Genomic DNA, 19,062 nt, shown 5'->3' on the forward strand with positions numbered 1-19,062 from the left:
CATTTGGAGCCTCTTTTATTTTTAATTGTTATGATTTGATTTAATTTTTTGAAGAGTTTTTTGGTATTGATTCCATAATTTTTATTTGTTTATCTTATCTATCCCATATTTTATTTTTATTTAAATGAATACTTTCATCTGGACATTATATTAATTTCGTTTAATAAATGCTTGTTCTATCAGTTTGTTTATCAATAATATTTGTATAAACGAATAAACAGTTTTCAATTAAAAACAATCCTCAGTACATTTGTGTCATTAGCAAAAACTCAATCATGGATAAATATTCATATATCGCCAATGCACATGTAGCTTACATTGATGAGCTCTACGCAGATTACAAAAACAATCCAGACGCTATAGATCCAAGCTGGAAAACATTTTTTGATGGATTTGAATTTGCCATTACCCAATACGGGGAAGATCAAAATGGTGGGGCACAAGTATCCTCTGCTTCAAATCAATCCAAACCAGCTGAAAATGGTGCTCTTGCCACAAGAGGTACCATCATGGATATGGAGCAGTTGCCAAAAGAAATCAAAGTTCGCGCTTTGATTCACGCTCATCGTTCCAGAGCCCATCTTCGCTCAAAAACAAACCCTGTAAGGGAAAGAAGAGATAGAAAAGCATTGATTGATTTGGAAGATTTTGGTTTGGATCAAAATGATTTGAACACCGAATTCCAAGCAGGAAATGAGATTGGAATAGGGGCAGCTAAGCTTTCTAAAATCATTGAGTCTCTTAAAACCATCTATGAAGGTCCAATGGGATTTGAGTATCTCTATATCAGAGATCCTGAGATGTTGGATTGGTTGAAAACCAAAATTGAAAAAGAAGCACTTTCTTTCAACCCCCCAACTGAGGAAAAGAAAAGAATACTTTCTAAACTTAACGAGGCGGTAGTTTTCGAAAACTTTTTACATACCAAATACCTTGGTCAAAAGCGTTTTTCACTAGAAGGTGGAGAAAGTACTATTCCATTTTTGGATGCTGTCATCAATAAAGGTGCTCAATTAGGAGTAGAGGAAGTCATGATTGGGATGGCACACAGAGGAAGATTAAATGTTCTTGCCAACATCATGGGGAAAACATACGAGCAAATTTTCTCAGAATTTGAAGGAACGGCGAAGCCTGACTTGACCATGGGTGATGGTGACGTGAAGTACCACATGGGTTATTCTAGTGATATCACTACAATAGACGATAAAAAAGTAAACCTTAAGTTAGCACCAAACCCATCTCACCTAGAGGCGGTTAATCCTGTTGTAGAAGGTTTTATCAGAGCAAAAATTGATTCTCAACATCAAGGTGATTCTACCAAAGCACTTCCAATTCTTATTCATGGCGATGCCGCTGTTGCTGGTCAGGGGATCGTGTATGAAGTTACACAAATGGCAGGCTTGAAAGGTTACAATACGGGTGGAACCATCCACTTTGTCATCAACAACCAAGTTGGTTTTACTACTGATTTCGATGATGCTAGAACATCAATTTACTGTACAGATGTAGCGAAGATCATCGATGCTCCTGTGATTCACGTGAATGGAGATGATGCAGAAGCAGTAGTTTTTGCAGCAAGATTAGCAGCAGAATTCCGTCAAAAATTCAAAAAGGATATTTTTATTGACATGGTCTGCTACCGTCGTCATGGACACAATGAATCTGACGAACCGAAATTCACGCAGCCAGAGCTTTACAATATCATTTCAAAGCATCCAAACCCAAGAGAGATTTATGTAAAGAGACTTTCTGAAAGGGGAGACCTTGATGCAAAAATTGCCAAGCAGATGGATGCTGAGTTTAGACAATTGCTTCAGGACAGATTGAATATGGTAAAGGAAAAACCTCTTCCGTATCAATTTACCAAGTTTGAGAAGGAGTGGCAATCACTTAGAAGATCAACACCTGAGGATTTTGATCAATCTCCGGACACTTCCATTTCTCAAGATTTCATCGAAAAAGTGGCTGATGCGATCACGCATGTTCCAAAAGGATTCAAGCCTATCAAGCAGATTGATATTCAGCTGAAGCAAAGAAAAGACATGTTCTTCAATGCTAAATCATTGAATTGGGCTTCAGCAGAGTTATTGGCATATGGTTCTTTGCTTTTGGAAGGAAAGACAGTTAGATTAACAGGTCAGGATGTTCAGAGGGGTACATTCTCTCACAGACATGCAGTAGTGCATGATTCTACGACCAATAAGCCATACAATTTCCTTAAGGAAATGAAAGACAGCAAAGGTCAATTCAGTATTTACAATTCCCTACTTTCAGAATATGCCGTATTGGGATTTGAATATGGATACGCCATGGCAAGTCCTAATTCCTTGGCGATATGGGAAGCGCAATTTGGAGATTTCGCCAATGGTGCGCAGACTATGATTGATCAATTTATCTCTTCTGGAGAATCCAAATGGCAAAAAATGAATGGTTTGGTGATGCTTCTTCCTCACGGATACGAAGGTCAAGGTCCAGAACACTCTAATGCCCGCCCAGAAAGATTTTTACAGCTTTCTGCTGAATACAACATGGTCGTTGCAAACATTACTGAACCGTCCAACTTCTTCCATTTATTGAGAAGACAAATGGCTTGGGAATTTAGAAAGCCATGTATCGTGATGTCACCAAAATCACTTTTGAGACATCCAAAGGTTGTTTCTCCAATTGAAGAATTCACTTCTGGAGGCTTTAGAGAAATTATTTTGGATAATACCGTTAAGGCTAAAGATGTGAAGCGTGTGCTTCTTTGTTCTGGAAAAATCTACTACGATCTTGAAGAGATGAGAGAAAAGGAAAAGGTGAAAGACGTAGCGATCATTAGAATTGAGCAACTCCACCCACTTCCTAAAAAGCAAATGACTGAAGCCTTGAAGGCTTACAAAGATGCCGAGATCGTATGGGTTCAGGAAGAGCCAGAAAACATGGGGTATTGGAATTACATCTTGAGGATGTTGTATAAAGAGCTCCCAATGGATGTCATAGCACGAAAAATGAGTGCTTCCCCAGCTACAGGCTACAACAAAGTCCACGTAGAAGAGCAATTAAATATTGTTAAAAAAGCATTAAAACTTTCATAAAAACCCCTAGCCAGCTTTTACTAAATAGCTGGCTTAGGTTTAATTTAAATTTATTCATGTTAAATTAACCTTAAATTCTGCAAATGAATTTGGGGGTAAAAAAGAAAAAACAATGAGCCTAGAAATCAAAGTCCCTACCGTAGGGGAATCTATCAGTGAAGTGACCATTGGACAGTGGTTCAAAAAAGACGGCGACTTCGTAGAAATGGATGAAGTGATCTGTGAATTAGAATCCGATAAAGCAACTTTTGAATTGGCGGCAGAGGCTGCTGGAATTTTGAAAACCATGGCAGCTGAAGGCGATACCTTAGAAATCGGTGCTGTTATTTGTGAAATCAATACAGATGGCCAAGCTGGTGGGAAAATTGAAAAATCAGAAAAACCTGCTGAATCCACTTCTTCATCTGCAGGAGGAAAAACTGGCGAAATGAAAGATATGATCGTTCCAACAGTAGGTGAGTCAATTACTGAAGTTACGTTGGCTAATTGGTTAAAAGCTGATGGAGATTATGTGGAGTTGGACGAAATCATCGCTGAGGTTGATTCTGACAAAGCAACTTTTGAGCTTCCTGCTGAGGCAAATGGTATTTTAAGACATGTAGCTCAGGAAGGCGATACTTTAGAAATCGGCGGATTGATCTGTAAGATCGAAGTGATGGAAGGTGGAGCTCCTACATCGGAAGAAGCTGCTCCTGCCTCAGGGTCTTCTGCTTCATCCAGTGTATCTTCTACTGATAAGGACACTTATGCCACTGGACATGCTTCTCCGGCAGCTGCGAAGATTCTTGCAGAAAAAGGAATCAGTGCCAATGAAATCAAAGGAACTGGCAAGGATGGTAGAATCACGAAAGAAGACGCTGAAAAAGCTGAGAAATCTGCACCAAAACCAGCAGCAGCGAAACCAGCTGAATCCAAAAAAGAAGAAAAATCTGAAGCTGCTCCAAAAGTAGCTGGATCAAGAGATAGCAGAAGAGAGAAAATGACTTCTCTTAGAAAAACTGTTTCCAGAAGATTGGTTTCTGTGAAAAACGAAACAGCCATGTTGACCACGTTCAATGAAGTGAACATGGGTCCAATCATGGAAATGAGAAAGAAATTCAAAGATCAATTCAAGGAGAAGCATGGTGTGAACCTTGGTTTCATGTCTTTCTTCACCAAAGCAGTATGCGTGGCATTGCAAGAATGGCCTGCTGTGAATGCTCAAATTGATGGAAACGAAATCGTTTATAATGATTTCTGTGATATTTCTATTGCTGTTTCTGCGCCAAAAGGACTTGTAGTTCCTGTCATCAGAAATGCTGAGGCCATGAGCTTTGAAGAAATCGAAAAAGAGGTGGTAAGACTTGCTATGAAAGCGAGAGACAATAAATTGTCTATTGAGGAAATGACAGGTGGTACATTCACTTTGACTAATGGTGGAATCTTCGGATCCATGATGTCTACTCCAATCATCAACGCCCCTCAATCCGCAATCCTTGGAATGCACAATATCGTAGAAAGACCAATGGCAGTGAATGGAGAGGTAAAAATCCTTCCAATGATGTACTTGGCACTCTCTTATGACCACAGAATCATTGATGGCAGAGAATCTGTTAGCTTCCTAGTAAGAGTAAAACAACTTCTAGAGGATCCTACGAGATTGCTTTTCGGAGTTTAATTGATTGTACAAAGTACGAAGTACGATGTACCAAGTATCGGAGTTTTCAAAAACCCAGTGGAATTAAAAGCAACTGATATTATACGTTTAAAATGATAGGTTAATTTCAGGTTTTCAGTGAGATATAGTAAATTCAGATTTATCATTTCTCACTAAAACCATTCTATCATGCATCGATACAAAGAATTAAAAGTATGGCAAAAGGCCATAGATCTAGCGGTTGAAGTCTATAGAATTACAGAAAAACTACCAAAAGAAGAGCGTTTTGGCCTTATTAGCCAAATGAATCGAGCAGCAGTTTCCATACCTTCAAATATTGCCGAAGGAGCTGGGAGAAATACAGAGAAGGATTTCAATAATTTTCTGGGCATGGCTTTAGGTTCTTCATTTGAATTGGATACGCAAGTAATTATTTCGAATCGACTAGATTACTTAAATGATCAGGATTTTCAAATCTTGGAAAATGAATTAGAACATCTTCAAAATATGATCGCAAAGTTGAAGATGAGTATTAAATTTCAATAACAGACTAAGGACTTTGTACTTATTACATGGTACTTGGTACAAATAGAAAAATATGTACGACGTAATCGTAATTGGCTCCGGACCTGGAGGATATGTGGCAGCTATCAGAGCAGCTCAATTGGGAATGAAAACTGCCATCATTGAAAAATATCCAACACTTGGCGGAACATGCTTGAATGTTGGCTGTATTCCTTCAAAGGCACTTTTGGATTCTTCTGAACATTACCATAATGCCGCTCATACTTTCAAAACGCATGGGATCAACTTGAGCAGTTTGAAAGTTGATTTGAAGCAGATGATCGCTAGAAAAGATGATGTGGTCAAGCAGAATGTGGATGGGATTGATTACTTGATGAAGAAAAACAAGATTGATGTTCATCAAGGATTGGGTTCTTTTGTCGATAAGACAACAGTGAAAGTGACCAAGGATGACGGTTCTTCAGAAAGTATCCAAGGCAAAAACATCATCATCGCCACAGGTTCAAAGCCTGCGTCACTTCCTTTTATCAAACTAGATAAAGACAGAGTGATTACTTCTACGGAAGCGTTGAAAATGAAAGAAATTCCTAAGCACCTGATCGTAATCGGCGGTGGTGTTATAGGAATGGAATTGGGTTCTGTTTATGGTAGAATGGGAGCGAAAGTTTCTGTTGTAGAGTACATGGATTCTTTAATTCCAACGATGGACAGAACAATGGGCAAGGAATTGCAAAAGTCTTTGAAAAAATTGGGCTTTGAGTTCTTCTTGAAACATAAAGTGGTAGCAGTAGAAAATAAAGGTAAAGAGGTAACCGTTAAAGCAGAAAATTCTAAAGGCGAAACTATAGAATTGAAAGGTGATTATGTGTTGGTATCTATAGGTAGAAAGCCTTACACCGAGGGATTGAATACTGAAGCTGCAGGAGTAAAAATCACAGATCGTGGACAAGTAGAAGTAGATGGTCATTTGAGAACAAATGTTCCAAATATTTACGCTATCGGTGATGTGGTCAAAGGCGCTATGCTTGCTCACAAAGCGGAGGAAGAAGGAACATTTGTAGCAGAGGTAATTGCTGGACAAAAGCCGCATATCAATTATAATTTAATACCGGGAGTAGTTTATACCTGGCCTGAAGTATCAGCAGTAGGCTATACGGAAGAAGAATTGAAGGAAAAAGGTGTAAAATATAAAACAGGTAAGTTCCCATTTATGGCATCAGGAAGAGCAAGAGCTTCGATGGATACAGATGGTTTGGTAAAAGTATTGGCAGATGCTGAGACAGATGAGATCTTAGGAGTTCACATGATCGGTCCGCGAACTGCTGATATGATTGCTGAGGCGGTTGTCGCCATGGAATTCCGTGCATCTGCTGAAGACATTGCTAGAATGTCCCATGCACATCCAACTTACACCGAAGCTTTCAAAGAAGCTTGTTTGGCTGCTACGGATAATAGAGCATTGCATATTTAGTAGTGGGAGGCATCTCGCTAAGGTAGCAAAGGAGCCGAGGACGCAAGAGAGAAACTTACTTTTAATAGTCCTAGAAAAATCTAACCCCAAATGGGGTGGAGGATAGAATTAAAAAGCCCTTCAAAATTAATTTTTGAAGGGCTTTCCTTTAGTTATTTCCAATTCCAATTATTCTCTTAATTTGCTCACTTTTGAGCATTCAAGAAACTACATTTTCCAAATACTTCTTAAACTCCTGGTAATCATTTTTCAAAGGAGTAGTTTTCTTTTCGCCTTTCATAAATTTTTCTAATCTCTCGGGAAGCTCAAGCTTGAGCCCTAAGGTTTCTTCTACCACATTTCTAAATTTTCCTGGATGCGCGGTTTCTAAAAATATACCTATATATTGATCAGGGTTCTGCTTTCTAAAGTTCCTTAAACCCAAATATCCCACTGCACCATGGGGGTCCATGATATAGTTGCTGTTTTCTTTGACTTTCAACATTCCATATTTGGTATCTTGATCTTCAAAGTAGAAACCTTTCACCTTTTCTCTAAATAGCTTTTCATCATTGTCATACAAGGCGAGGAGTCTGAAAAAATTACTTGGATTTCCTACATCCATGCTGTTGCTTATAGTTTGTAGAGAAGACTTTGAAATAAACGGATTCCCAGCTAGGTAATCAGGAACAACATTATTTAGGTTGGTGGAAGCTATAAAGACATCAATGGGTAAGCCCATTCTTTCTGCCAAAATTCCTGCTCCTAGATTTCCAAAATTTCCACTAGGAACTGATACTGCTATTTTTTTATCTGTTTTAGGAAGCCTTGAATAGGCATAGAAATAGTACAAACATTGTGGAATCCATCGAGCAATATTAATGGAATTTGCAGAAGTCAAGAGCATTTTTTCGTTGAGTTCTTTATCCAAAAATGCTTCTTTGACCATTTTTTGACAATCGTCAAAAACGCCATCCACTTCAAGCGTGGTAATATTTTCTCCTAAAGTGGTGAATTGCTTTTCTTGGAGTTCACTGACTTTTCCTTTTGGGTAAAGAATGATTACCTCTACGTTTGGGACTTTATAAAATCCATTGGCGACTGCACTTCCCGTGTCTCCTGAAGTTGCTACAAGGACACGAACATTTCTTTCTTCGCCATGCATCAAGATCGACATCAATTTGGAGCAAAAACGAGCACCAAAATCCTTGAAAGCCAATGTTGGACCATGAAAAAGTTCAAGGCTATAAACATCCTCTTCAACCTTGACCAAAGGTGCATCAAAAGTCAACGTATGATCTACAAGCTCTTTGATTTGCTCTTTTGTCAAATCCTCACCAAAAAGTTCGGTAATTACATGATAACCAATCTCAAGGAAACTTAAGTTTGGTAAATCTTGAATAAAGTCTTTAGATAAAACTGGTATTTTTTCAGGCATGTATAAACCTTGATCAGGTGCAAGACCTCTGATCACAGACTCTTTGAGACTGACCGAATGTTTTGGATTATTGGTACTATAAAAATTCATAAGAATTAAAACTTAGTATAAAATATTATATAAAATCACCTCTTCATTATTTTTTTACTTACAACAGTATTTAAAGTTTCTTTAATCAGCTGTTGACCGTCGACAGAGGACTGATGATAAATAATTCAGGTGTTTACTTCCTGAGATCATAGCGTATAAACACAACGCTTTAAATCACATAAGCGCCTCTGTCATTGACTTCAGATATATAAACATCAACGTCAAGACCAATTTTTTTGAAGACTTCTTTTCCCGCAGACCCCACTTTTTTTGCGATGGCTTGCGATGGAGACAAGGTAAATATGGTAGGGCCAGAACCCGAAATTCCCGATCCTAATGCGCCAATAGTTTGAATAGCTTCACGCAATTCGTAGAACCCTGGGATCAATAGTGCCCTTGTTGGTTCTGCAATCACATCCTTGAGCGATCTACTGATCAAGTTGAAGTCCTCTTGAAAGAGTCCTGCGATCAAACCAGCAATATTGCCAGATTGGATGGTCGAATCCTTAAGGGAAATCTGCTTTCTCAATACAGACCGTGAATCAGAAGTATTGAGTTCCAAATGAGGATGCAAAAGCGTACAATAAAGTCCAGAAGGAACAGGAAGCTTGATGACATCTAGAGGTTCATAATCTCTGATCAAAACGAATCCGCCAAGTAGGGAAGGCGCTACATTATCAGCATGGGCAGCACCACAAGCGATTCTTTCAGCTTCTATGGCGAAATTCACAAGTTGTTTTTTGTCAAATGGATATCCAAGCAAAGCATTAGCAGCCACTAAAGCTGCGGCAGCACTTGCGGCGGAGGAACCCATTCCAGAACCTAAAGGAAGCCCTTTGTACAAAGAGATGTCCATCCCCTTAGTATATCCAAGGTGATCCAACATCGCTTGAATTGCTACTGTACACGTATTTTTATCCGCTTCATAAGGCAATCTTCCTCCATCACCTTCTATTTTTATGACTTTGAGTCCGGGAGTTTCGCTCAAGCTTACCTCCACCTGATCACCCAATTCATCTATGGCAAAACCTAAGATGTCAAAGCCACATGACACGTTGGCCACAGTAGCCGGGGCAAATGCTCTTATAGTTTTCTTCATGATCTCGTGTAATTTCCAAGACGAATGACATCCGCAAAAACACCTGCCGCAGTCACGTCTGCTCCTGCTCCAGGTCCTCTGATAATCATCGGAAAATCATGGTATCTTTCGGTTGTAAACAAGATCATATTGTCACTTCCCTTCAAGGTGCTGAATGGGTGCGAATTATCAAGAGATTTCAGTCCAACTTTTGCTTTTCCATTTTCAAGCGTAGCCATAAAGCGAAGTTTTTCTCCTCTGTCTGATGCTTCAGAAAGAAGTTTTGCAAACTCTTGGTCGTGTCCTTTCAGTTTCTCAAAAAACTCACTAACTGTTTTTGGATCAACACAATCTTCAGGAACCATGCTTTGAATGCTGATATCTTCGAAATGTAAGTCTTGTTCTGCTTCTCTTCCCAAGATCAAAATTTTTCTAGCCACATCCATTCCGCTCAAATCATCTCTTGGATCAGGTTCGGTGTAGCCTTTTTCTTTTGCTAGTTTGACGACGTCGCTAAATGGCGCTCCTTTTTCCAATTCACTGAAAATATAATTCATAGATCCACTGAGGACAGCTTCTATTTTGATCACTTTGTCTCCACTCAGCATCAAATCCTGTAAGGTATTGATGACTGGAAGTCCTGCTGCTACATTGGTTTCGTAGAGAAATTTGACACTTCTTTTCCCAGCGAGTTTCTTCAGGTTTTTGTATTTTTCTAAAGAACTTGAATTCGCCTTTTTGTTTGGAGTGACGATGGCCACTTTAGCATCCAATACTCTTTCATAAAAGTCAGCCACATCTTGACTTGCCGTACAATCCACAAAAACGGAATTGGAGAAGTTCATGGATTCCATTTGAGAGATAAATTGGTCTAGATTCATTGGCAAAGCCCCTTCAGCATTTTCAGGAAGCGGACTGTTTTTTAGCTCAAAACCGTCTTCATGAAATGCCATAAATCTCGAATTGGCGATACCGTGGATTTGAATATCAAGTAAGTTTTCTTTTTGTAACTTTTCTTGCTGATTGGCAATCATCTTAATCAAAGCCTGTCCGATCAAACCTACGCCGACTAAGAAAACGTGCAACACTTTATTGTCGGACAAGAAGAAAGCTTCATGCAAGGCATTGAGCGCTTTCTGAAGGTCGGTTTTCGATACGACTGCGGAAATATTTAGCTCAGAGCTTCCTTGAGCTATGGCATAGACGTTCACATTGTTTCTCCCTAAAGCTTGAAACATCCTTCCACTTGCTCCCGGGTTTTGCTTCATATTTTCACCCACAACCGCTACAATGGCCAAATCAGAGATCACGTGAACGACATCGATTTCTCCATTTCTAATTTCATGGAAAAATTCTTTTTCAATTGCTTCTTTGGCGAGAGAAATTTCGTTTGCTTTGATGGCGAGACAAGTGATTTGCTCCGAAGATGCTTGAGAAATCAGAAGGACATTTACATTTACACTAGCCAGTGCTGTGAAAATCCTTCTATTAACATCAATGACATCCAAGATTCCTGCTCCCTGAATATTCAGCACAGCAATGTCAGACATGGACGAAATTCCTTTAATCAACTTTCCAGCAGGGGCATCGCCGTTGATCAAGGTACCTGGGTTTGATGGCTCAAAAGTATTTTTGATGTAAATGGGAATTCCCTTTTTCATCGCAGGCATCATTGTAGAAGGGAAAATCACTTTAGCACCAAAGTGAGATAGCTCCATCGCTTCGCTATAGCTCAATTGAGGAATGGTGAAAGCTGAATAAACCAATCTAGGATCTGAGGTCATTACACCTGATACATCTGTCCAAATTTCTAAACTATCAGCGTGAAGCGCTGAGGCAAATATTGATGCGGTGTAGTCAGAGCCACTTCTTCCCAAAGTGGTTGTTTCCCCTTTTGAAGTGGAGGCTACAAAACCTGTTATGACCTGAATTTCTTGGTTGTTATGGAAATAATCTTGGATGAGATCATTTGTCGCAGGAAAGTCAACTTTTGCATTGCCAAAGCGGTCATTCGTTCTGATCACATCTCTCGCGTCCAGATATTTAGCTGACAATCCAGAAACTTTTAAGGCTTCTGCTAAAATGAATGCAGAAAGTCTTTCACCAAAGCTAGCGACATAATCCAAAGTCCTTGGGGAGCATTCTTTGATTAAATAAATCCCATGAAACAGATCTTCCAATTCATTAAATCTTACTTTGACATAGGTCAAAACGGGAGATTGAAGGTGGATAGGAAATAGCTGTCGAACAAGTTCAATATGTCTATCTTCAAGTTTCTTGATTTCCTGAACATAAGATTTATCTCCATTTTTGGCGGCAGAGGCACTTTGAAGTAAAATTTCCGTGACGCCACCAAAAGCTGAAAATACAACGGCTATTTTTTCCGAGTTTTTGCTTTTTTCAATGATCTCAAAAACCTTTTTGATGTTTTCATGATTGGCGATTGATGAACCTCCGAATTTTAAGACTTTCATAAAAATTTATTGTGTTTGATTGGAACGTATGAAATGAAGACCCATCATGATGGACCTTGGTGTAAAGGGCTATATGTATAAGGAATCACGGGATTACCCCGTGGTGGTAGTTGTAAAAGTAATTGTCCCCATGCCAAAAAAACCATAACACACAGTTTTCACAACTGATTGCTTTGGAGTTAAGATATATTTAGCTGATAAGTGCATGAGAAATTTTTGATTATACAATTCTAGGTACATTTTTTTAAAATCCAAAAAATTATTTGCTGTTTTTTTAAACAAAAGCTTTATTTATTATCGAAATGTTAATTATTATCTACTTTTATTAAGTATATATTATTTGATTTCAAATTATAATTCTGAAAAGCAAGTCTTTTTTTTGCATTTATTCTTAAAACAAGGGGATTTGATGGGTATTTAATTTTTTGATGCTCACGAATTGTGGAACTCAATTTTTAAGAATATTCACGAATTTAAATTTTATCCTTTGATTTTTAAATTTTACCTCTTTTGGCCAAGGTAGTTTTCTATTTTTAAAATTATCTGTTAAATTTATTTACGTTCAACTTTAGCCAAATGACAATGAAAAAATTAATCAATCTCTCATTCGTTTTAGTCTTTTTGACTTTTTCTTCCTGTGATTCCGTCAGTAAATTGAATCCATTAAGTTTATTAACGGGGAATAATTGGGTTCTGTCCTCATTGCTGGGAGATAAATTAAATCCAAATAATTTTACTTCAGGCCTTCCCTTTTTGAATTTTATGGACGGAGGAAAGTTAGCCGGATTTGCTGGTTGCAATAACTTTTCAGGAAGTTTTCAGCTGGAAGGTACTTCTTTGAGCTTAGACCCTGGTGCGATGACCAAAAAAGCATGTGAAAGAGGAAATGCAGAAAGTGAGGTGGTAGCGCTACTTTCACAAGTAAAAAACTTTAAAGTTGCTAAAGACAAGCTGACTTTGTTGGATGGAGCAAAGGAGTTGATGAGTTTTGTACCGCAAGGAAAATAAATAAGCTTTAAAGAAAAAAAGCCCCAACGAAGTGACTGTCTTCCTTGGGGCTTTTGAATTAACAGCCTTCCTTTCTTCGGGTGTCTATGATATAAGTTATTTTCCAGCCCTCTGATGTTTTGATCAATTGAAATGAATTGACCCCGCAGTGGCTAAAGCCATCATTGACATAGAATTCATAGGGAGTCCAAGCAGAGGCCATGTGTCCGTCTACTTTAATTTGGTACTCCAAAATCCTCTCGTCTAGCGTTGTATTATCTGGGGTGGTAGCGATTCTATTGACAAAATCTTGAACTGAATTACTTCCTACCGTTGCTCCATTTTCTCCAATAATAGTTGTTTGCATCAAAGCATCTTTTAAAAATGCTTGCTCTACCAAAATTGGATTCTTGGATTTCATACCTTCAAAAAGTGTAGAAATCACTTTTTCTATTTCTTTTTGCTCAGTTTGTGCAAAGCCGAACGTAGTCTGACAGAACAGGATACAAGCGATTACGATAAATTTTTTCATTTCTTTTTAATATCTCCTCCTGTGTTTGTTTTTACATCGATCAAGTTTGGATTGCCGACATAGGTTATTTTTGCGGCAGTGGCAGCTGATCCTTTGATAGATTCTTTCACTCTGAATTCGCCTTTTGCAGCGGTATTTGCAAGGACCTCAGCATTGATGACTTCTAATTTTCTGCCATCAATATCTGCATTGGTGTAGGCTTTCAAGTCGAGATTGTTGGCACTTCCTTTTACTGCAATTTTAGAGTTGGTGGAAGCTTCTATAAATAGGTTTTCTGCCTTCACCGCCACTTCAATGTAGGCGTTAGCACTGCTGAAAAGATAGACGTTAGTTTCTGAGAGTTCATTATTTGCGAAAACTCTCGCACTGGTATTTGCTTGAATTTCGTCTATATCGACATAAGTAATTGTCACTTTTACTGAGCTTGATCTAAAATTGCCACGCCCAAGTTTGACTTCTAAAGCATCTTCCGATACATTAGTTTCTATTTTGTCCAATTCTACTCCAGAAGCGACAATGGAGATGGAGTTTTTGTCTCCTCTGACCAATTCAGCTTCTATGGAATTAGAAACTTTGATACTTGAGAAATCTCTCAAGTCCCTTGTCTCTTTATTTGTTTGTGCTTGAGCTGTGAAAGCCACAAAAGAGATAAGAAAAATGAATAACGCGCTTACTTTTTTCATGATTAGTTTGGTTTACACTCCTCCGTATAGTTTGAAGGTCATGTTTCGCAAATCTGGATTGTTGATAGCATAATGCATCGCCTCTGCTATTTCTGATGGGTGTACCCACTCTGAGAAGTCTGCATCTGGCATAGACTCCCTATTTGGTGGAGTATCGATTATGCTTGGTACGAATATGTGTGACCTTATTTTTGTACCTATTGATTCTTCAGCAACGTAGTCTGCGAGACTGACCACCATTCCTTTACTCAAAGCGTATGCCACAACATTCTTTCCATCTTCTGGTTGAAGCGCAGGTCTTGCACCAACAAACAAAAAGTTCCCTTTATTGGCTTTTTTGAACATTGGTAAAAAGTTTTTTACCATATTGAAAGAAGAGAAAAAGTTCAACTTGACCATTTTATTGATATCATCTGTAGAAGTTTCTTCTATATTTCCGCCTGCATACCCGCCAACTAATAAAATGATTGCTTCGACTTCTCCATATTGCATGATATATTCATTTGCAAAGTCAGCAGCAGATTTATCATCTGTGACATCTACCTCATACACATCATCGGCTTCTTCGATTTCATCTCCAGATCCAGGAAGGACAGTAGCAATTATTTTGTATCCTTCACGTTTGAACTTCTCAATTACTGCACTCCCAAGATTTCCGGCTCCCCCGGTTACGATTATATTCCGATCCATATTTAGTTTATTATTATGTTTGCATTATCTTCTAAAATTAAAGGTTAATTTCTCGAAACCATTATGAATTTCAAAAAATCAGCTGCTCAGGTAATAGAAAACAAGAAGCGAAGAGTGTTTTTATTCAAATTGATGATTTTTTTGACTTTAATCATTCTTATTCCCAACGTGGCGTATCTGAGGGAAAAGGTTATTCAGTCATCCTTGGCACATCAAATATATAATGCGCTTTTGTTTTTATTTGGGGCCAACTTGATCATCTCTCTCGGAAGGATGGTCACAGCTGGGTTTTACATGCGTCGGATCAAGGAGGATAGAATTCATGGTAACTTTCTTCTAGGTATTACTTGGATTTCAAATATTTTGAATGTGATTGCTGCACTGCTTGCCTTGATGTTCTTGTTTGCGATCAATCCGCTTGAATTTTTGACGAGCTTGACCATTGTAGCCGCTGCTATTGCTATTTTGAGCAAGGACTATGTAACTAATATGATCAATGGATTAATCATAATGTTCACAGATCAGTTTTCACTGGGAGATCAAATCAAAATTGGAGATAACACAGGCAGAATATCAGATATTACACTTTTGAATTTAGTGTTGAAAAATGAGAATGACGATTCAATCATCATTCCTAACAATTTAGTGTTTGCTGCTCAAGTCGTAAACCAAAATCAAAAGAGAAAAAATATTAAGGTGTATTTTGAGCTGCCTTTAAGTGTATTGATTTCTACTTTGGAAGTAGAGAATGCATTGTCTTCATTTCTTTTAGATCAAGGGGAAGACGTTGCAAAGATTGATCTCACTGTTACGCTGTCCGATTTGCTCAAAGATTGTAAGCGGTTTGAGATCAGTGTTTTTGATAAGTATAGCAATGCTAATAAACTAGAAAAGCTTCTTAAAGATGGTATTTTAAAATTCACAGATGAAATCAAAAAGTGAGAATTATTTTGATCAAGTTTTTCAGGTTGTAAGATTGATCCCAGCAGGAAGAGTGACTTCTTATGGAGCCATCGCCAATTATCTTGGTCTCAAAAGTGGAGCGAGAATGGTCGGCTATGCGATGAATGCTTCACATGGTGAAAAAGATGTGCCTGCACATAGAGTTGTAAATAGGAATGGTATGCTTACCGGTAAACATCACTTTTCTGGTCCTAATGTAATGGAAGAGCTCCTGAAAAAGGAAGGGATTCGGGTAGAAAATGATCAGATTCTAGATTTTGAGACTTATTTTTGGGATCCAAGTAAATACCTACTCTAGGTATATTTAGCCATTTTACAGGTTAAAAATGACAAAATGTATTTTTATTTGACATTTTTTAACACTTTTTGACTTTTGAGTATGCTTTTTGCAAATCAGCTATTAAATAATATTTATTATGGAAGCGGAATTAAAAAGTCACATCGCAGAAAACCTCAGAAAGCATAGAGTTTTAAGAGGTTACACTCAGGAGTATATTGCTGAGTATTTAGGAAAAAGAGATTACACTGCTTATTCACGATACGAACAAGGCAGGTCAAATCTTAAAATGGAAGATGCCATCAAGCTTGCTAATTTATACGAAGTTGATGTTCAGGAATTAATTTCTGTCACACCCTCCGTATCAGCTTATTCAGATAATGGTAAAAAGACCAATGGACTTTTGTCAGTACTTGTAGATTTAGATGGTTCAAGTCTTACCTTAGAAGGGAATATTAGTAAGTTGAAGAGAATTAATGATCTTCTTGCTAAGAACGAACTCTAACTATTTCTTTCTGATCAAGTACAGTCCGAGAAACATCAATAGGCCATTTAAGATGAGTGCTTCAAAGCCAAACTTATAGCCCCAAAGTAACTTCTCAGAGTTTTGACTGATTGCAAAAGTAACTATTGGGGCAACAATGGCCAGATATGGCACAAATCTGTCCTTTACTTGATATTTCGTAAATAAGCCAAATGCATATAATCCAAGTAGCGGACCGTAAGTATAACCCGCAATTACAAAGACTGCATTTATCACGCTTTGGTCATTTATCCATCTGAACATTAAAATTACAACAAACATTAATGCAGTAAATGCTAGATGAACTTTCTTTCTCAGCTTTATCTGTTCATTCTTAGGGTATTTTTTCTCAATTTCTAAAAAATCATAACAATACGAAGTCGTCAACGCAGTTAGGGTGGAGTCAGCACTGGAGTATGCAGCAGCCGTGATACCAAGGACAAAAACGACTCCAGCGAAAGCAGTGAATTCTGTGGTAGCTAGCAAGGGATACAGATCATCAGTCCTTGTGGGGATAGCTATGCCGTGTGTTTCTGCATAGAGATATAGTAGAACACCTAGTGAGAGAAAAAGTAAATTTACGAAAACTAGGATGATGGTAAACCAGAACATATTTTTCTGGGCATCTCCAATGTTTTTGCATGTAAGATTTTTTTGCATCATATCCTGATCTAAACCAGTCATGACAATTGTGATGAAAGCGCCTGAAACAAATTGCTTGAAAAAATTCTGGCCAGATTGCCAGTTCCAGTTAAAGATTTCTGATCGGGAATCAGCCGCTACAGTACTTACATACTCGGAAATAGTAAGGATTCCTAAATCTTGTCCGATAAGGTAAATACTTACCAGCACAGCAGCGAGCATAAAAAATGTTTGCAAAGTATCTGTCCAAACCACGGTTTTGATCCCTCCGCGGTGAGTGTAGAGCCAAATTAGAGATACTGTAATCAACACTGATACCCAAAATGGAATGCCCCACTGATCGAAAAGTATCAACTGCAATACACCAGCGACCAGAAACACCCTTATGGAAGAGCCTAGAGTTCTGGAAAGAATAAAGAAAAATGCCCCAGTTTTGTAGGACCAGAACCCAAACCTTTCTTCTAAATATGCATATATTGAAACGAGATTCAATCTATAGTAAAGAGGAAGTAAGACTTTTGCGATTACAAAATATCCTAAAGTGTAACCCATTACGACCTGGAAATAATTAAAATTACTATTTCCAACTTCTCCAGGAACAGAAATAAAAGTCACTCCTGAGAGTGATGCTCCAATCATACCAAAAGCTACCAAAAACCAAGGTGATTGTCTGTCTCCAGTGAAAAAGGTGTCTTGGGAAATGTTTCTTGATGTAAGCCAAGATATTAGAAACAACAGAGCAAAGTATGATGTTATTACTATAAGAACTAAATTTGAATCCATAGAGAATTTCTGATAAGGCATGCTAAATTGTCTATAATAATTAAATTTGCAAAATGAATCGACAAACACAAGCGTATCCAGAGTTAGACGAAGTAGAAGTTTTACTTGAGGATTTGGTAGATATTGAGGAGAGTGACCTTGTTGTTTTCAATGACGATGTCAACACTTTCGAGCACGTTACCAAAATTCTGATTAAAGTATGTAACCACACGACAGAACAAGCAGAGCAATGTACCTATATCATTCATTATAAAGGAAAGTGTGCTGTCAAAAAAGGGAGTATAGAGAAGTTGAAGCCTATGTGTCAGGCAATATTAGACGCAGGAATTCAGGCTGCTATACTTTAATTTGAAAAGCAGTGAATTTTCCCTCAAAATTAATAGAAGATGCTGTGAATGAAATTAGCCGCCTCCCAGGCATAGGCAAAAAAACAGCATTAAGGTTAGCCCTACATCTTCTCAAACAAAATGAATCAGTAACAGCATCACTCTCTCAATCGATCACGAAATTGAGGAATGAGATCAAGTATTGTCAAATCTGCCACAACATTTCTGATGCTGATGAATGTAGTATCTGTACAAGTCAGAGAAGGAACCGAAAAATCATTTGTGTGGTAGAAGAAATCCCTGATGTATTAGCAATTGAAAATACCTCACAGTACGATGGGCTATATCATGTGCTTGGCGGTGTAATTTCTCCGATACAAGGAATTGGTCCTGATGAATTAAAAATAGACTCCTTGCTCCGCAGAATTTCCAAATCGTTTGAAAGTGAAAAGGTAGAAGAAGTAATTTTAGCATTGCCAGTGACAATGGAAGGTGATACAACATCTTTTTACATTACTCGAAAACTTAAAGAGCTAGGTGTCAAAGTAAGTACAATCGCTCGCGGAATACCTGTAGGGGGAGAATTGGAATATACTGATGAAGTTACCTTAGGGCGAAGTATTTTGACAAGGGTGAATTATTCCGCGGATTGATTAATTCCTTTGCTGAATAGAAAAGGGTTCCTATATTTGCACACCATTTGGGGGATTAGCTTCCCGAAATTCTTCGGGATTAGAGCGTCCCGACAGGTGTCGGGAAGACCACCAGGTAACGTAAAGTAAATAAATAAGGGGGATTAGCTCAGTTGGCTAGATCGTCCCGACAGGTGTCGGGAAGACCACCGGGTAACCTGAAGTAAATAAAATAAGGGGGATTAGCTCAGTTGGC

The 19,062-nt window shown here is 38.2% G+C and carries 17 protein-coding genes; 10 read left to right on the forward strand and 7 right to left on the reverse strand.

The features are described 5' to 3' along the window. The first annotated feature begins 275 nt into the window (after nt 1–275). The 4 genes from IEV57_RS02600 to lpdA all read left to right on the forward strand — a co-directional run bounded on the left by IEV57_RS02600 (nt 276) and on the right by lpdA (nt 6,709). On the forward strand, nt 276–3,077 hold the full coding sequence (locus IEV57_RS02600) for a 2-oxoglutarate dehydrogenase E1 component (protein WP_188439338.1): 2,802 nt from the start codon (nt 276–278) through the stop codon (nt 3,075–3,077). Nucleotides 3,078–3,189: 112 nt separating this feature from the next. Further along, nucleotides 3,190–4,734 (forward strand): 2-oxoglutarate dehydrogenase complex dihydrolipoyllysine-residue succinyltransferase, encoded by a 1,545-nt coding sequence (odhB, locus tag IEV57_RS02605; RefSeq protein WP_188439340.1) that lies wholly within the window; start codon nt 3,190–3,192, stop codon nt 4,732–4,734. Nucleotides 4,735–4,902: 168 nt separating this feature from the next. Next, a complete protein-coding gene (locus tag IEV57_RS02610; protein ID WP_188439342.1) occupies nt 4,903–5,259 on the forward strand; it encodes a four helix bundle protein in 357 nt (118 codons plus the stop codon). A gap of 52 nt (nt 5,260–5,311) precedes the next feature. Further along, on the forward strand, nt 5,312–6,709 hold the full coding sequence (gene lpdA, locus IEV57_RS02615; RefSeq protein WP_188439344.1) for a dihydrolipoyl dehydrogenase: 1,398 nt from the start codon (nt 5,312–5,314) through the stop codon (nt 6,707–6,709). A 199-nt stretch (nt 6,710–6,908) separates the two neighbouring features. On the opposite strand, the gene thrC is transcribed toward lpdA, so the two are convergent. From thrC to thrA, 3 genes are all read right to left on the reverse strand, one after another. After that, nucleotides 6,909–8,216 (reverse strand): threonine synthase, encoded by a 1,308-nt coding sequence (thrC, locus tag IEV57_RS02620; protein ID WP_188439346.1) that lies wholly within the window; start codon nt 8,214–8,216, stop codon nt 6,909–6,911. Nucleotides 8,217–8,385: 169 nt separating this feature from the next. Continuing rightward, on the reverse strand, nt 8,386–9,315 hold the full coding sequence (locus IEV57_RS02625; RefSeq protein ID WP_188439348.1) for a homoserine kinase: 930 nt from the start codon (nt 9,313–9,315) through the stop codon (nt 8,386–8,388). Continuing rightward, nucleotides 9,312–11,768, reverse strand: a complete 2,457-nt coding sequence (thrA, locus tag IEV57_RS02630; protein WP_188439350.1) for a bifunctional aspartate kinase/homoserine dehydrogenase I — start codon at nt 11,766–11,768, stop codon at nt 9,312–9,314. Before thrA ends, IEV57_RS02625 begins: the two co-directional genes overlap by 4 nt. A gap of 582 nt (nt 11,769–12,350) precedes the next feature. On the opposite strand from thrA, the gene IEV57_RS02635 reads away from it, so the two are divergent. Continuing rightward, on the forward strand, nt 12,351–12,776 hold the full coding sequence (locus tag IEV57_RS02635) for an META domain-containing protein (RefSeq protein ID WP_188439352.1): 426 nt from the start codon (nt 12,351–12,353) through the stop codon (nt 12,774–12,776). Between the two features lie 58 nt (nt 12,777–12,834). Here IEV57_RS02635 and IEV57_RS02640 read toward each other — a convergent pair whose 3' ends face one another. Genes IEV57_RS02640 through IEV57_RS02650 form a run of 3 tightly spaced genes read right to left on the reverse strand, consistent with a single transcriptional unit; the run spans nt 12,835 to nt 14,660 of the window. Then, on the reverse strand, nt 12,835–13,287 hold the full coding sequence (locus IEV57_RS02640) for a nuclear transport factor 2 family protein (protein ID WP_188439354.1): 453 nt from the start codon (nt 13,285–13,287) through the stop codon (nt 12,835–12,837). Then, entirely contained in the window at nt 13,284–13,970 is a 687-nt protein-coding gene (locus IEV57_RS02645) for a head GIN domain-containing protein (RefSeq protein WP_188439356.1), read from the reverse strand. Before IEV57_RS02645 ends, IEV57_RS02640 begins: the two co-directional genes overlap by 4 nt. Nucleotides 13,971–13,982: 12 nt before the next feature. Continuing rightward, entirely contained in the window at nt 13,983–14,660 is a 678-nt protein-coding gene (locus tag IEV57_RS02650; protein WP_188439358.1) for an SDR family NAD(P)-dependent oxidoreductase, read from the reverse strand. A 63-nt stretch (nt 14,661–14,723) separates the two neighbouring features. On the opposite strand from IEV57_RS02650, the gene IEV57_RS02655 reads away from it, so the two are divergent. The 3 genes from IEV57_RS02655 (at nt 14,724) to IEV57_RS02665 (ending at nt 16,405) form a co-directional block, all read left to right on the forward strand. Then, nucleotides 14,724–15,602, forward strand: a complete 879-nt coding sequence (locus IEV57_RS02655; protein ID WP_188439360.1) for a mechanosensitive ion channel family protein — start codon at nt 14,724–14,726, stop codon at nt 15,600–15,602. Further along, a complete protein-coding gene (locus tag IEV57_RS02660) occupies nt 15,586–15,921 on the forward strand; it encodes an MGMT family protein (protein WP_188439362.1) in 336 nt (111 codons plus the stop codon). The genes IEV57_RS02655 and IEV57_RS02660 overlap by 17 nt, the downstream gene beginning before the upstream one ends. A gap of 118 nt (nt 15,922–16,039) precedes the next feature. Then, nucleotides 16,040–16,405 (forward strand): helix-turn-helix domain-containing protein, encoded by a 366-nt coding sequence (locus IEV57_RS02665; RefSeq protein WP_188439364.1) that lies wholly within the window; start codon nt 16,040–16,042, stop codon nt 16,403–16,405. Here the strand turns inward: IEV57_RS02665 and IEV57_RS02670 are convergent, their stop codons facing one another. Then, on the reverse strand, nt 16,406–17,848 hold the full coding sequence (locus IEV57_RS02670) for a sodium:solute symporter (protein WP_188439366.1): 1,443 nt from the start codon (nt 17,846–17,848) through the stop codon (nt 16,406–16,408). Between the two features lie 53 nt (nt 17,849–17,901). Between IEV57_RS02670 and IEV57_RS02675 the strand changes: the two genes are divergently transcribed. Then, nucleotides 17,902–18,195, forward strand: a complete 294-nt coding sequence (locus tag IEV57_RS02675) for an ATP-dependent Clp protease adaptor ClpS (protein WP_188439368.1) — start codon at nt 17,902–17,904, stop codon at nt 18,193–18,195. Between the two features lie 11 nt (nt 18,196–18,206). Next, a complete protein-coding gene (recR, locus tag IEV57_RS02680) occupies nt 18,207–18,827 on the forward strand; it encodes a recombination mediator RecR (protein ID WP_188439370.1) in 621 nt (206 codons plus the stop codon). Nucleotides 18,828–19,062: the final 235 nt, after the last annotated feature.

Origin of the sequence: Belliella aquatica (genome assembly GCF_014637795.1) — a bacterium.
In the GTDB taxonomy this organism is placed as follows: Bacteria; Bacteroidota; Bacteroidia; order Cytophagales; family Cyclobacteriaceae; genus Belliella; species Belliella aquatica.

Bases quoted from the DNA above. Each gene is read 5' to 3' on its own strand.
- IEV57_RS02600 (WP_188439338.1), top strand. From the start codon at position 276: ATGGATAAATATTCATATATCGCCAATGCACATGTAGCTTACATTGAT.
- odhB (WP_188439340.1), top strand. From the start codon at position 3,190: ATGAGCCTAGAAATCAAAGTCCCTACCGTAGGGGAATCTATCAGTGAA.
- IEV57_RS02610 (WP_188439342.1), top strand. From the start codon at position 4,903: ATGCATCGATACAAAGAATTAAAAGTATGGCAAAAGGCCATAGATCTA.
- lpdA (WP_188439344.1), top strand. From the start codon at position 5,312: ATGTACGACGTAATCGTAATTGGCTCCGGACCTGGAGGATATGTGGCA.
- thrC (WP_188439346.1), bottom strand. From the start codon at position 8,216: ATGAATTTTTATAGTACCAATAATCCAAAACATTCGGTCAGTCTCAAA.
- IEV57_RS02625 (WP_188439348.1), bottom strand. From the start codon at position 9,315: ATGAAGAAAACTATAAGAGCATTTGCCCCGGCTACTGTGGCCAACGTG.
- thrA (WP_188439350.1), bottom strand. From the start codon at position 11,768: ATGAAAGTCTTAAAATTCGGAGGTTCATCAATCGCCAATCATGAAAAC.
- IEV57_RS02635 (WP_188439352.1), top strand. From the start codon at position 12,351: ATGAAAAAATTAATCAATCTCTCATTCGTTTTAGTCTTTTTGACTTTT.
- IEV57_RS02640 (WP_188439354.1), bottom strand. From the start codon at position 13,287: ATGAAAAAATTTATCGTAATCGCTTGTATCCTGTTCTGTCAGACTACG.
- IEV57_RS02645 (WP_188439356.1), bottom strand. From the start codon at position 13,970: ATGAAAAAAGTAAGCGCGTTATTCATTTTTCTTATCTCTTTTGTGGCT.
- IEV57_RS02650 (WP_188439358.1), bottom strand. From the start codon at position 14,660: ATGGATCGGAATATAATCGTAACCGGGGGAGCCGGAAATCTTGGGAGT.
- IEV57_RS02655 (WP_188439360.1), top strand. From the start codon at position 14,724: ATGAATTTCAAAAAATCAGCTGCTCAGGTAATAGAAAACAAGAAGCGA.
- IEV57_RS02660 (WP_188439362.1), top strand. From the start codon at position 15,586: ATGAAATCAAAAAGTGAGAATTATTTTGATCAAGTTTTTCAGGTTGTA.
- IEV57_RS02665 (WP_188439364.1), top strand. From the start codon at position 16,040: ATGGAAGCGGAATTAAAAAGTCACATCGCAGAAAACCTCAGAAAGCAT.
- IEV57_RS02670 (WP_188439366.1), bottom strand. From the start codon at position 17,848: ATGGATTCAAATTTAGTTCTTATAGTAATAACATCATACTTTGCTCTG.
- IEV57_RS02675 (WP_188439368.1), top strand. From the start codon at position 17,902: ATGAATCGACAAACACAAGCGTATCCAGAGTTAGACGAAGTAGAAGTT.